General features: G+C 70.5%; 10 protein-coding genes and 1 pseudogene. 7 read left to right on the top strand and 4 right to left on the bottom strand.

Features of this window, described 5'->3' with window-relative positions; all coding sequences use genetic code 11:
• Positions 1 to 98 precede the first annotated feature (98 nt).
• Positions 99 to 1,211, bottom strand: coding sequence for a septum site-determining protein Ssd (gene ssd, locus Pma05_RS31945; RefSeq protein WP_372441590.1), 1,113 nt, complete (start codon positions 1,209 to 1,211; stop codon positions 99 to 101).
• Between the two features lie 403 nt (positions 1,212 to 1,614).
• Between ssd and Pma05_RS31940 the strand changes: the two genes are divergently transcribed.
• Entirely contained in the window at positions 1,615 to 2,667 is a 1,053-nt protein-coding gene (locus Pma05_RS31940) for an alpha/beta hydrolase (protein ID WP_239313510.1), read from the top strand.
• Between the two features lie 116 nt (positions 2,668 to 2,783).
• Positions 2,784 to 3,197: a VOC family protein gene (locus Pma05_RS31935; protein ID WP_203861211.1), complete on the top strand. Its 414-nt coding sequence runs from the start codon at positions 2,784 to 2,786 to the stop codon at positions 3,195 to 3,197.
• Positions 3,198 to 3,342: 145 nt separating this feature from the next.
• Here the strand turns inward: Pma05_RS31935 and Pma05_RS31930 are convergent, their stop codons facing one another.
• Together Pma05_RS31930 and Pma05_RS31925 are read right to left on the bottom strand one after the other, a co-directional pair.
• On the bottom strand, positions 3,343 to 4,215 hold the full coding sequence (locus Pma05_RS31930; RefSeq protein WP_203861210.1) for a hypothetical protein: 873 nt from the start codon (positions 4,213 to 4,215) through the stop codon (positions 3,343 to 3,345).
• 2 nt (positions 4,216 to 4,217) lie between these two features.
• Entirely contained in the window at positions 4,218 to 4,994 is a 777-nt protein-coding gene (locus tag Pma05_RS31925) for a hypothetical protein (protein WP_203861209.1), read from the bottom strand.
• Positions 4,995 to 5,131: 137 nt separating this feature from the next.
• On the opposite strand from Pma05_RS31925, the gene Pma05_RS31920 reads away from it, so the two are divergent.
• Positions 5,132 to 5,752: a hypothetical protein gene (locus Pma05_RS31920; RefSeq protein ID WP_203861208.1), complete on the top strand. Its 621-nt coding sequence runs from the start codon at positions 5,132 to 5,134 to the stop codon at positions 5,750 to 5,752.
• A gap of 696 nt (positions 5,753 to 6,448) precedes the next feature.
• Positions 6,449 to 7,249: an HAD family hydrolase gene (locus tag Pma05_RS31915; protein WP_203861207.1), complete on the top strand. Its 801-nt coding sequence runs from the start codon at positions 6,449 to 6,451 to the stop codon at positions 7,247 to 7,249.
• Between the two features lie 149 nt (positions 7,250 to 7,398).
• Here the strand turns inward: Pma05_RS31915 and Pma05_RS31910 are convergent.
• Positions 7,399 to 8,175 (bottom strand): annotated as a pseudogene (locus Pma05_RS31910) (Fic family protein); the annotation flags it as partial.
• 357 nt (positions 8,176 to 8,532) lie between these two features.
• On the opposite strand from Pma05_RS31910, the gene acs reads away from it, so the two are divergent.
• The 3 genes from acs (at position 8,533) to Pma05_RS31895 (ending at position 13,340) form a co-directional block, all read left to right on the top strand.
• Positions 8,533 to 10,497 carry an acetate--CoA ligase gene (gene acs / locus Pma05_RS31905; RefSeq protein WP_203861206.1) on the top strand — a complete coding sequence of 655 codons (1,965 nt, stop codon included), beginning with the start codon at positions 8,533 to 8,535 and terminating at the stop codon, positions 10,495 to 10,497.
• A 119-nt stretch (positions 10,498 to 10,616) separates the two neighbouring features.
• Entirely contained in the window at positions 10,617 to 10,823 is a 207-nt protein-coding gene (locus tag Pma05_RS31900; protein ID WP_203861205.1) for a hypothetical protein, read from the top strand.
• 204 nt (positions 10,824 to 11,027) lie between these two features.
• Positions 11,028 to 13,340, top strand: a complete 2,313-nt coding sequence (locus Pma05_RS31895) for an immune inhibitor A domain-containing protein (protein ID WP_203861204.1) — start codon at positions 11,028 to 11,030, stop codon at positions 13,338 to 13,340.
• The last annotated feature ends 56 nt before the right edge of the window (positions 13,341 to 13,396 follow it).

Below are 13,396 nucleotides of genomic sequence, written 5' to 3'. Positions count from 1 at the left end.
CTGGGGCGCGTCAGTGCGGGCGGGCCGAGCCTGGGGCGCGTCAGTGCGGGCGGGCCGAGTCTGGGGCGCGTCGGTGCGGGCGGGCCGCTGGCGGGTGGTCATCGCGCGTCGGCCGGAACGCCGGCCGCACCGGTGAGGTCGGTGATGATGCGCTGGCAGAGCGCCGCCAGCGGGCCGCGCCCGGCCGCCGCCGGGGCCTCGCCGCGTTCGAGGTTGCGGCAGAGCCCAGGCTCGGGTCGCAGCGTGCCGACCAGCGGCAGGTCGAGTGCCCGGGCAACCTCGCGGGCCTTGAGCCGGCCGGGGGCCGGACCGCGCACGATGACCGAGAGGTTGGCACAGTGCAGCCCGGCGACCGCGACCACCCGGGCCGCCGCAGCCGTGGCCCGCAACTCGGCGGGGACCAGTACGAACGCCTGGTCGGCGGCCTGGAGTGCGATCACGGCCGCGTCGTCGAGTTGCCGGGGCAGGTCGACGACGACGATGTCCCGGCCACGTCGACCGGCGTCCATGGTGGCCGCCATCGCCTCGGCCGGCAGCGCCAGCAGGTCGCCGCGATCCCAGGAGAGCATCACCAGGTCGCCCCGGCTGGGCAGCGCCCGGACCAGCGCGGGCGCGTCGACCCGGCCGTCCGCCTCGGTCAGCGCCGGCCAGCGCAGACCCTCCAACTGCTCCCAGCCGAGCACCAGGTCGAGGCCGCCGCCGAGCGGGTCGGCGTCGACCAGCAACGTACGCAGGCCGCATCGGGCCGCCGTGATGGCGAGCCCGCCGGCCAGTACGCTCGCGCCGGCCCCGCCGCGCCCGCCGATCACGGCGACGATCCGGGCCGGGCCGCCCACCGCACCCCGGCCGGTGAGACTCTCGCCGAACCGGTCGACCAGCCACGGCTCGGCCGCTGGCAACACGGCGACGTGCTCGGCACCGAGCAGCTCGGCCACCTCCCAGCCGCCCGCGCCCTCCCCGGAGCGGCCGACCAGGACCACCCGGGGTCGGCGGGGCAACCTCGCCCGCAGGCATGCCTGCGCCTGGTCGGTGCCGACCACCACCAGCGGCGCGGCGGCCCATCGGGACCGGGCCGACGCCGGATCGGCGGCTACCTCCACCTCGCCGCCACCCGCCGCCGCGAGCCGGAGCAGCTCGTCGAGTAGCTCGTTGTCCGAGGTCACAACCAGGGGCAGGCGCGGTCCGGGACGGACCGGGGTACGCGGTGGCATCACGTCCTCCAGCGGTGGGATCCGGCTCCAACGGGCGGTCCGGTTACCGCCAGACCCTGGCGTTCCGAACCTCCGTTCCGGGCCTCGAAAATCCGCGTTGTGGATAACTGGACCGGTTGTGGATAACGCCCGTCAGGGCAGTGGATCTGGTATGTCGCCCCGGGGCGTCCGGCAGCGATCCCGGCGGCAATCCCCCGGCAGCGATCCCCTGGCGGCGGGCGCGAGCGGCTGTGCGCGTACCCGCAGGGGGTTTTGTCGGGGTGCGGCGGGCGGGCTGCGGCGGGCGGTCGCCGACCGGTGCGGGCGCCGCCGGGCAGGCCATATTCGGAGCCGGCGGGGGTACCCGAGCCGTGCGGGTCGCTACCGCGCGACGCAGCGGTGAAGATCGGGGGAGGAAGCCGTCATGGCGCAGTCCGTGAGCATGACCTCGGTGGTACTGGAACCGGCCGCGGAGGAGCTGGCCCGGATGACGGCGAATCCGCCGTTCCCGTTCCAGCTCGGCCCGGAGAAGGGGCGGGCGAAGCTGGTCGACATGCAGTCGGGAACCATCCCCCGGCCAGAGGTCGACATCGAGGACATCATGGTGCCCGGCGGCCCTACCGGGCAGGTACCGGTGCGGATCGTCAAGCCCCGGGGCGCCGGCCGGCTCGGCGGCGCCGGCGGAGGGCTGGGCGACCGCCTCCGCTCCGCCGCCCAGGAGATGATGCGACCGCGCGGGGTCGGCGGCATGCTGCCGGCGGTGCTCTACATCCACGGCGCCGGCTGGGTCTTCGGTGACTCCCTCACCCACGACCGGTTGATCCGCGAACTCGCGGTCCGGTCCAACTCGGCGATCGTCTTTCCGGAGTACAGCCGGGCGCCGGAGGCGCGGTTTCCGATCGCGATCGAGGAGTGCTACGCGGTGGCGCAGTGGTTGGCCAGCCAGGGCGACGACTACGGTCTGGACCCGACCCGGATCGCCATCGCGGGTGACTCGGCGGGCGGCAACCTGGCGACCGTGGTGACGATGCTGGCCACCCGGCGCGACGGACCCCGCTTCGCCCAGCAGGTGCTGCTCTATCCGGTGACCGACGCCGACTTCGACACCGCGTCCTATCGGAAGTTCGGCACCGGCTACTACCTGTCCCGGGAGCTGATGACGTGGTTCTGGGACCAGTACCTGCCGGACCCGGCCGAGCGGTCCGACCCGATGGCCGCACCGCTGCGGGCCGGCCCGGAGCAGCTCCGGGGCATGCCGCCCACCCTGATCACCACCAACGAGGCGGACGTGCTGCGCGATGAGGCCGAGGCGTACGCGGCCAAGCTGCGCCAGGCCGAGGTACCGGTGACCCAGGTGCGATACCAGGGCATCATCCACGACATGGCGATGCTGGACTCGCTGGCCAGTACCCAGGCGGCGCAGGCGGTCACCGCCCAGGCCGCGATGACGCTGGCCCGGGCCCTGCACCACGAGTAGCGGCGCCGGATGTGTCAGCCTTCGGGTAGTTGAGCGCCCTCACGAGGCGGGGACGGCGATCGGGACCGGGGTCGGGAACCGAGCCGTACCGGCCGCGTCCTCGTATGGTTGGCCTGGTGAAGACCCTCCACACGGCGTACCGCGTCTCGGATCTCAGTGCCTCGCTTCACTTCTACACCGCGCTCGGGTACACCCAGGTCGGCCGGGTCGACCTGGGAGGCGGGGCGAGCCTGACGGTCCTCAAGTTCCCCGAGGAGGAAGTCGTCACACTCGAACTGGTCCACCGGCCGGACGACGGGCCGGTGGACATCGGCACCGGGTTCAGTCACCTCGTGGTGCAGGTCGACGACCTCGCCGGCACGGTCGACAGGCTGCTCAGGGCCGGTCTCTGGCCCGGGCCGGTGGACCAGCCCGCCGGTCCGTACGGCCCGCAGACCTCGTGGCTCAGCGACCCGGACGGCTACCGCATCGAGTTGGTGCAGTGGCCACCTGGGCACCCAGCCGGAATCACCGCCGCCGACTTCGGATAACCGCGGCGGGTAGCGACCACGGGCCTCCCCGCACGCGGCACGGGGAGGCCCGCAGCCAGCCCCAGCATGCCGGGCTGGGGCTACTGGAGACCGCTGCATACGGCTCCGGGCGGCTGGGAGCGCTGGGAACGGCTGGGAACGGCGCCTAGGACCGAAGTTCCGCCAGGGCCGCCGCGAGGATCCCGGACAGTGATCTCTGCGCGAGTTCGTCGCGAAGCGCCTGGTAGTGCGGGTAGTAGCTCAGCATCCGACCAGGGTTGGCCGGATCCGGGTACCCGGCGAACGCTCCCCAGCGCCACAGCGCGTACTCATGCCGGCTCGCCATGGGGCCACCGCCGTGTTCCGTGCACTGGAAATGACCGGGGATGAACAGCTCGGGGTAGACCTGCCACACCTCCTCCTCGTTCGGAATCGGCAGGTAGAAGCGGTCGAAATACCCGTCGCACCCCACCTGGAACGTGGCCTGCATCTTGGTGAAGGCGGCGATCAGGTACTCCTCCAGTTGCGCGGTCTGCAGTCTGGCCTGCGCCCGCGCCGCCAACGCGACGGGTCCCAGCGTGGTGAGCAGGACGCCGAGGTCGCGCATGGCCCCGAAGTTGAAGTTCTGCCCGACCACGTCGTACCGGACGTTTATGGCCGTGACGCAGGCCGTGGCGTCCTGCGCGAACCGCTGCTTGAGGCTCAGCGAGAAGTCCTGGCTCTCGACGAACTCCAGCATGGCGTGCTCGGTGCAGCCCCGGACCTCGGCGACGGTCAGCGCGTCCATGTGATTCTTGATCGCCTGCTCGGACCGGCGAACCTCGCTAATCATCAGGGTGACCGCCTGGTCCAGGGTCAGACCGCCGCTCTTCGAGTCGTTGTAGAGGGAGTACGCGGCGTAGGCGAACTGAGCCACCTGGATGATCGTCCCCGGGTCCACCGCCCGCGCCGAACGCGGCGCGGCCGGCACCGCGACCCCGGTGGCCACCACCGTGGCGACCAACCCTCGGATCGCCGTGTTCTTCAGTCTGGCTCGCATAGTCACATCCCTCCGTCGTTCATCCGCTGCAGGGTGTCCCGGGCCAGCACCCAGCTCGTGCCGGCGCCGGCGGCGGTCTTGAGCGTCGCCTCGGTCCACGGCCCTTCCCGCCAGTCGCCGTCGACCTGGTAGTCCTGGAAGGTGCGGGGGCCGCGCGGCGTCGAGCACGTGTACACCACGTGGTAGATGGACGGGTGCCAGTCCATGTCCCCCTCGCTCGGGACACACCTCGGCTCCAGCCGGTTGACGATCGCCTGCATCGCCGCCCGGTAGTCCGGCAGGTACGTGCTGGTGCCGATCCCGGCCGCGACCCGCGCTTCGAGCCCGACCGCGTAGAGCGAGTAGATGGCGAAGCCGAGGTGGTCTGCTTCGGAGTCGGACTGGACCGCATTGAAGACGCTCTTGGCCTGGCGCGCGTGCAGCGCGACCTCGAGGGCGTAGTCCTGCAACGGGTCCTCGCCGAGATGGGGCAGTGAGGGTATCTCCAGGATCGCGTGCTGGGCGGCGCCAACCCATGGCGCCGCGGCGACCGCGTCGAGATGCGTGAGGATCTCGTTCTGGGCCTCGCCGACCACCGCGACGAACTGCTGTAGCGCCTGGATGATCTGCTGCTCGGTCAGGTTGCCGCTGCGCGCCTCCAGGAACAGGTTGAAGGCGATCTCACCGACCTTCTTGATCGAGTCGGCGCCGGTCGCCCGTACCGGGGTGGCCGTTCCAGGCAAGGCCACCACCACCGCCAGCACCACCACGGCAACGCCGCGCAACAATCTGGCTCTCACCTCGAGTCTCCCTCCACTGTGGCCGCTGCGGAGCCAAGCCCGTCGATGCGGCGCTGGTACCAGGAGGAAAACATTGCCAAGCGCGACTGGACGATGACTGGATTCGACGCCGGAGCTTGCGTCACGAAAACCTCGGCATGAAACTGCACACGCTGGTCGCCCGTCCGGAGCGCGCCGGCGACCAGATCCTGCGGCCCGCACCCGGCCTGTCGTACCGACGGTTCATGGCCCTGGTCATGGTGGGCGAACTGGGGGTATCCACCCAGCGTGCGCTAGCGGATCCCGACGGTGAGCGAACCCTCGGTGAGCTCGGCGGGCCATCCGAGCCGTGGTCCCTAGCGAACCAGAAGCAGGGCTACCCTCGGTTGATGCGGTACTTGACACGGTCGTTCGCCGTCGGGGCATTGCGGCGAGGCAAAGGGATCGAGCAGTTCCTTGGTCCAGTCGATGTCGCGGGCGAACCCGCGATCCGCTGGGTTTCCGTAGACCCACGGGGCGGCCAGTACCGAGTTGCTGTACACCTAGGAAGAGACCCCGACGACGAGAGCGTCCGCGACCTGGCAAATCTGCTGCCGCTCGACCCAGCGGAGGAGCAGTACGTCGGAGAGGGCCGCGAACTCGCTCTGGTGCCCGACCCAGAGACGGCGATCACACAGGCGGAAACGCTCGCCGACGCAGTGCCCGGGCAGTGGGTCAACTGCGGGGTCGCCGGCGAGGGCTACGCAGACCTCGTCCGTTCGCGGCGTGGCGTGACGTGAGACCGAACATCATCCTGGAGGACTCCTGGGTCCTGAGCGTGGACGCCACGCTGACCCGGCTGACGTTTGCGCTCGACGTAGTCCTGACGCCGGCCCACTCCCCTGCCCTAGGAGCCCGGCCCGGCATGTCACCTCGCCAGCTTTCGCAAGTTGACGTGCCGAGTATGAGCATCCCTCGGTTGAGTACCGACCGAGGATCAACTGAGTAGTAACGGCATCCGCTCTCGACCCGTACCGCCGCCGGCCTCCCACCCGACGGGCGCCGCAACCCGACGCACGTCGTCCGGAAGACGTCGGCAGCCGGACCCGCGTACCCGAGGCCGCTGAACGGCCGTGACCAGCGTGAATGCGCTTCACCGCGAAAAGCGACGACCCCCGTCGGGGGGAGACGGGGGTCGTCTGGGGTTCGGCTCCGGGGGGGTCGAGCCGAACCCGCTCGGCGGTCACGGGGGGTGCGACCGCCGAGGTCTACCGAGCACAGAGGATATGAAAGTGTGTCGTAACTACAAGCATGCCTGAGTCGACCCGTATACGTCGAGTGGCGTTAACTTCCACTCCCTGCGAAAGTCCGCCCCCGAGCTGTGACCGTGATCACCCTGGGGCTGATCGGCCGATCAGGGGGTAACCGGTCGGCAGGTGCCAAAGGTGACCCCGCGCACCCGCTGACCATAGACCATCCGGATAGACTTTCGCGCCGTGGGCCGAAGCGCCGCTTTCTTCGATCTGGACAAGACCGTCATCGCCAAGTCGAGCGCCTTGGCGTTCGGTCGGCCGTTCTACCGGGACGGGCTGATCACACGCCGTGACGTGGTCAAGTCCGCGTACGCCCAGCTCATGTTCCGGCTGGGCGGCACCGACGAGCAGACGATGGCACGTACCCGCGACTATCTGGCGACCCTGTGCAAGGGCTGGCCGGTGGAGCAGGTCCGGCAGATCGTCGCCGAGACACTGCACGAGCTGATCAACCCCTACGTGTACGCCGAGGCCGCCGCCCTGATCGAGGAACACCAGGCGGCCGGCCGGGATGTCGTACTCGTCTCCGCCTCCGGCGAGGAGATGGTCCGGCCGATCGGGGAACTCCTCGGCGTCGCCGACGTGATCGCCACCCGGATGACGGTGGTGGACGGGCGGTACAGCGGCGAGGTGGAGTTCTACGCGGCCGGGCCCAGCAAGGTCGACGCGGTCGGCGAGCTGGCCACGGAGCGCGGCTACGACCTCGCCGCGTCGTACGCCTACTCCGACTCGGTCAGCGACCGCCCACTGCTGGAGTGTGTCGGCCATCCGAGCGCGGTCAACCCGGATCGGGCGCTGCGCAAGCTCGCCGTGGAGAACGGCTGGCCGGTGCTGGAGTTCCGGCACCCGGTGCCGCTCGGTCGCCGGCTCCGGGAGCGTCCCGCCGTGCCGGTCGCGGCGGCGGCCATCGGGGTCGGCGTCGGGGTCGCCATCGGCATCGCCTGGTACGGCCGGCACCGCCGGGCCCGCGCCACCACCGCCTGACGCCGCGCCACCAACGCCTGCTTCAGGAAGGAGCCTGATTCAGGCACGAGCCTGAATCAGGCAGGACCGGGGTCGATCGGTCCCCGTGCGCCCTGGCTCGAACCGGCAGCCGTCGCCCCGTCAGGCGTCGGGCCGGAGGGTGCCGGATTCGCCAGTACCTCGTCGCCGATCTCGGTCAGCCGCTCCGCGCCGACCTCCACCGCCGTCGCGTAGTGCCGGAGCCAGGAGCGGAGCCCGTCCGGCGTACCGGTGGCGAAGGCGCCGGCCGCGCCGACGTACTCCGGCTCGCGTTCCAGGTGACCGAGGTCGACCGCGATCAGGCCGCGCGGGTCGAATCCGGTGGCGAGCAGGGTGAGCCGGGCGGCGGCCCGGGCGACCACCCCGGACGGGCCGGCGAAGGGTCGCAGCGCCAGCAGTTCCCCGTGTACGACGGCAGCCAGCACCACCGGCGACACCGACGTCCCACCGGCGACCAGCCGGGCCAACCCGTCCAGCCGGGCGCCGAGCGCGTCCGGCCCGACCGACGCTCCGGCAGCCGGGCCGGGGCCATGATCCGGTACCGGTCGACCGAGCGCCTCCTCCGGCACCGCTCCCCTGGCGGCCAGGGTGTGCAGCCGGGCGAGCACCTGGCGGGGCGCCTTCGGCCACAGGTCGGCCAGTCCGGGCAGCGCACCGGCGACCCGGAGGGCGCCTTGCGGTACCGGATCGGTCACGGTCCCGGCGCGGACCGTCTCGCGCTCGTGGGCGTACCCCTCAAGGGCGGAGCTGGCCACCGCGGACCGCAGGCTGACCTCGGCCGCGACCTGGCCGCCGTGCCGGCGCAACGCGCGGTGCCGCAGCGCCTGGTCGACCCGCTCGCGGGCCCGCTCGACCGCTGGCGCGACGTCGGCGAGTTCCAGCAGCGGGGCGAGCGGGTCGGTGGCCATGCTGTCACCGTAGTTGCCGGCCAGGGCGGACCAGCGCCGAGCACCGGAACCGGCGCCCCCACCATCGGCGGCGGCCCGGCGCCCACCATCGGCCGCAGACCGGCGCCCACCATCGGCCGCAGACCAGCGCCGAGCACCGGAACCCGCGCTCACCGTCGGCGGCGGACCAGCGCTCACCGTCGGCGGCGGACCGGCGCCAACCGTCGGCGGCGGAACACGCCGTGACCGGCGAGCGCCGGAACGCGGCCATTCGGCGCGTCTGGCCGCGTGAGTGGTGTGCACCCCTCGCCCCGGCTACCAGGCCCGATTAACCTCCTACCGAACGACACTGACGCGATGCCTGAGGAGCCACCCACCATGAGCGAGACTCTGGCAAACCTGTTGCAGGAGACCCGGCGGTTCCCGCCGCCGGCCGACCTTGCCGCCGCGGCGAACGTCACCGCGGACGCCTACGACTCCGCCGCCGAGGACCGGTTGGCGTTCTGGGCACGCCAGGCGGGCCGGCTGGACTGGTCGACGGAGTGGGACCAGATCCTCGACTGGTCGAATCCGCCGTTCGCGAAGTGGTTCGTCGGCGGAAAGCTCAACGTCGCCTACAACTGCCTGGACCGGCACGTCGCCGCAGGGCACGGCGACCGGGTCGCGATCCACTGGGAGGGCGAGCCCGGCGACACCCGCACCATCACCTACGCCGACCTGCTGGCGATGACCAGCCAGGCGGCGAACGCGCTGACCGATCTCGGGGTCACCGCCGGTGACCGGGTGGCGATCTACCTGCCGATGATCCCGGAGGCGGCGGTCGCGATGCTGGCCTGCGCCCGGATCGGTGCCACCCACAGCGTGGTCTTCGGCGGCTTCTCCGCCGACGCGCTGACCAACCGGATCCAGGATGCCAGCGCCAAGGTCGTGATCACCGCTGACGGCGGGTTCCGCCGGGGCAAGCCGTCGGCGTTGAAGCCGACCGTCGACGAGGCGGTCGCCAAGTGCCCGACGATCGAGCGGGTGCTGGTGGTCCGGCGTACCGGGCAGGACGTGGCCTGGAGTGACCGGGACGTGTGGTGGCACGAGGCGGTGGAGACCGCCTCGACCGAGCACACCGCCGAGGCGTTCGACGCCGAGCACCCGCTGTTCATCCTCTACACCAGCGGCACGACGGCGAAGCCGAAGGGCATCCTGCACACCACCGGCGGCTATCTGACCCAGGCGGCGTACACCCATCACGCGGTCTTCGACCTGAAGCCGGAGAGCGACGTCTACTGGTGCACCGCCGACATCGGCTGGGTGACCGGGCACTCCTACATCGTGTACGGCCCGCTGGCCAACGGCGCCACCCAGCTCATGTACGAGGGCACCCCGGACACCCCGCACAAGGGCCGCTTCTGGGAGCTGGTGCAGAAGCACAAGGTGACGATCCTCTACACCGCGCCGACCCTGATCCGCACCATGATGAAGTGGGGCGACGACATCCCGCGCGGCCACGACCTCTCCTCCCTGCGCCTGCTCGGCAGCGTCGGCGAGCCGATCAACCCAGAGGCGTGGATCTGGTACCGGGAGAACATCGGCCGGGGCGAGTGCCCGGTCGTCGACACCTGGTGGCAGACCGAGACCGGGGCCATCATGATCTCCCCGCTGCCCGGGGTGACCTCGACCAAGCCGGGCAGCGCGATGCGCCCGCTGCCGGGGATCAGCGCCGACGTGGTGGACGACCAGGCGCAGTCGGTGCCGGACGGTGGCGGCGGCTTCCTGGTGCTGCGCGAGCCGTGGCCGTCGATGCTGCGTACCATCTGGGGCGACGACCAGCGGTTCGTCGACACGTACTGGTCCCGTTTCGAGGGGCTCTACTTCGCCGGTGACGGGGCGAAGAAGGACGACGACGGCGACCTGTGGCTGCTCGGCCGGGTCGACGACGTGATGCTGGTGTCCGGGCACAACATCTCCACCACGGAGGTGGAGTCCGCGCTGGTCTCGCACCCGTCGGTCGCCGAGGCGGCGGTGGTCGGCGCCACCGACCCGACCACCGGGCAGGCGATCGTCGCCTTCACCATCCCGCGCGGCTCCGTCGACACCGAGGGCAGCGCGGGCGAGGCGCTCATCGCCGAACTGCGGGAACACGTCTCGAAGACCCTCGGCCCGATCGCCAAGCCCCGGCAGATCCTGCTGGTACCGGAGCTGCCGAAGACCCGGTCCGGGAAGATCATGCGCCGGCTGCTACGCGACGTGGCCGAGAACCGCTCGCTGGGTGACGTCACCACGTTGCAGGACTCCTCGGTGATGGACCTGATCTCGTCGGGGATGCGTTCCGGCAAGTCCGACGAGGACTGAGCCGCCGCCGGCCAGGGACGGCAGCCGGCCCGGGCGGTGGTGACAGCCGGCTCGGACGACGGCGACGCCCCGCCCGGCACCGGTGGTGGCCGACCCGGTCGGATCAGTGAATCCGCACGATGGGCGGGCCCGACCTGGGCCCGCCCATCGCCGTCTCCAGCGGCAGGTCAGGGGCCGGGTCAGGGCTGGTGCGGGTCGGGTTGTTCGGGGTACGGGCCGACGTCGCGCCCGAGCTGCGGGTGCCGTTTCCGCAGGGGCGTACCCCGGTCCTGTTACACCACGACGGGCCGGCAGACGTGGGGGAACCAGCGTGGTTCCGGCCGTAGCCGAATCGTGACATTCCAATGCGCGAAAATAGGCAACCGTTAGAACGCTTTCGCCCTGATTAGACGTAGATCGGATCACCCGGACGAGCGGTTTTCGACCCGTGACAGCCTCCCATCGATCTGCAAGGGTGGTGGACGCTTCTGATGACAGTGCCCGCCAAGAGCCGGCCTGTCCTGTAACACTTCCACAAAGGAGGAGGACCTTTGAGGAGACGAGTCACAGCGGGTCTGGCGGGTGCCACGGTCGCGCTGTTGGCCGCCAGCGCGGTCGCCGTGCCGGCCTACGCCGCTCCGTCGGCGCCAGCTCCCGTGGACCGGGAACCCCAGGGTGCGGCCCACCGCGCCGACAACCTGTCCGACCCGCTCGCCGAACAGCAGCAGCAGGTCCGGCAGGAGGCAATCGCCGCCCTTCTCTCGGGCAAGGCGAAGCTGCAGACCCGGAACGGTTCGAAGGTCATCCAGATCAAGGCCGACCGGTTCGTCGAGTACCAGCAACCCCCGAAGACCGATCCGATCTTCTCGATCCTGGTCGAGTTCGGCAACCAGAAGGACCCGCGTACCGGCGGTACCGACGGTCCGCTGCGCAACCAGATCCGCCAGCCCGACCGGACCTACGACGGCGGCGCGACCGACGACAACAGCACCATCTGGAAGTCGGACTTCAGCCGCCAGTCGTACCTCGACCTGTTCTACGCCAAGGGCAAGGAGTCGATGGCCGACTTCTACCTGAAGCAGTCGGGTGGCCGTTACACGGTCGGCGGCGACGTCAGCGACTGGGTGAAGGTCCCGTTCAACGAGGCCCGCTACGGCAGCAACAACATCCCGGAGCGGGACGGCTACTGGAACTTCGTCAAGGACACCACCACGTCCTGGTACGAGTCCCAGGTCGCCGCCGGCAAGAGCAGCGCGCAGATCAAGCAGTACCTGGCCCAGTTCGACGTCTGGGACCGGTACGACTACGACGGTGACGGCGACTTCAACGAGCCCGACGGCTACATCGACCACTTCCAGGCGGTGCACGCCGGTGAGGGCGAGGAGGCCGGCGGCGGCGCCCAGGGCGCGGACGCGATCTGGTCGCACCGCTGGGCCGCCTTCCCCGACCTTCAGGGCAGCGCCGGGCCGGACTTCAACAAGCTCGGTGGCGTGCAGATCGGCGACACCGGCCTCTGGGTCCGGGACTACACCACGGAGCCGGAGAACGGCGGTCTGGGCGTCTTCGCCCACGAGTACGGCCACGACCTCGGCCTGCCGGACCTCTACGACACCCAGGGCGGCGACAACGGCGTCGGCTTCTGGAGCACCATGGCGTCCGGCTCGTGGCTGAACCACGGCAAGCAGGACATCGGTTCGACCCCGGGTTACTTCGACCCGTGGTCGAAGCTCTACCTGGGCTGGCTGAACCATTCCACAGTCGAATGGGACAGCGGCACCACGTTCGCCACACTGGGCGCCGCCGGCGACACCGACGGGCTGGCCCAGGCGGTCGTGGTGAACCTGCCCGACCAGGAGACCACCACCGAGTTCAACAAACCGTTCGCGGGCCAGTACGAGTGGTGGGGCGGCAGTGCCGACGACCTCAACACCACGCTGACCCGGACCCTCGACCTCAGCGGGGCCACCACCGCCGCCATCACGGCGAAGGCCCAGTACGAGATCGAGGAGGACTTCGACTACCTCTACGCGGAGGTGTCGACGAACAACGGCTCGACCTGGACTCCGCTGCCGAACGAGCTGATCGAGGACGCCGAGACCGGCATCGACGGCTCGACCGGCGGTGAGTGGATCGACCTGACCTACGACCTGTCGGCGTACGCCGGGCAGACCGTGCAGTTCCGCTACCGCTACCAGACGGACGGCGGCGTGCACTTCGAGGGTCCGTTCCTGGACAACATCTCGCTGGTCGTCAACGGTGCGGCGGCCTGGACCGACGGTGCCGAGACGGTCGACCCGGCGTGGACCGCCCGCGGCTTCACCCGGTTCACCGGCACTCAGACGGAGCTGGCTCCGCACTTCTACGTCGCGGAGTTCCGCACCTACTACGGCTACGACAAGACCCTGGAGACCGGTCCCTACAACTTCGGTTGGCAGAACAGCAAGCCGGACTTCGTGGAGCGGTTCAAGAACCACCAGGGTCTGCTGGTCTGGTACGTGAACTACGCGTACGGCGACAACGACACGATCGCGCACCCGGGCTTCGGCCTGAACCTGCCGGTCGACGTCCGGCCGGGCCCGATCACCGTTCCCGGGGTCGGCAACGTCACCAACCGGCGGAGCAGCTACGACGCCACGTTCAGCCGGTTCGCCAAGCCGGCCCAGACGTTCCACCTGAACGGCGTGGCGACCACGGTGCCGAAGCTGAACCCGGTGACGGTCTTCAACGACTCGGACCCGAACCGCTACTGGTCGGCGCAGAACCCGATGAACTCGGTCAAGGTCGCCGGTACCGGCACCAAGATCGAACTACTGCTGGAGAACCACCTGATCTCGGACCTGGCGATCATCAAGGTCACCAACTGATCCGACGTACCACGGTCGGGGCCGGAGGCGCGAACAGCGCTTCCGGCCCCGCTCGC

The sequence above is a fragment of the Plantactinospora mayteni genome (assembly GCF_016862935.1).
In the GTDB taxonomy this organism is placed as follows: domain Bacteria; phylum Actinomycetota; class Actinomycetes; order Mycobacteriales; family Micromonosporaceae; genus Plantactinospora; species Plantactinospora mayteni.
This window is presented reverse-complemented; position numbering and strand designations above follow the sequence as displayed.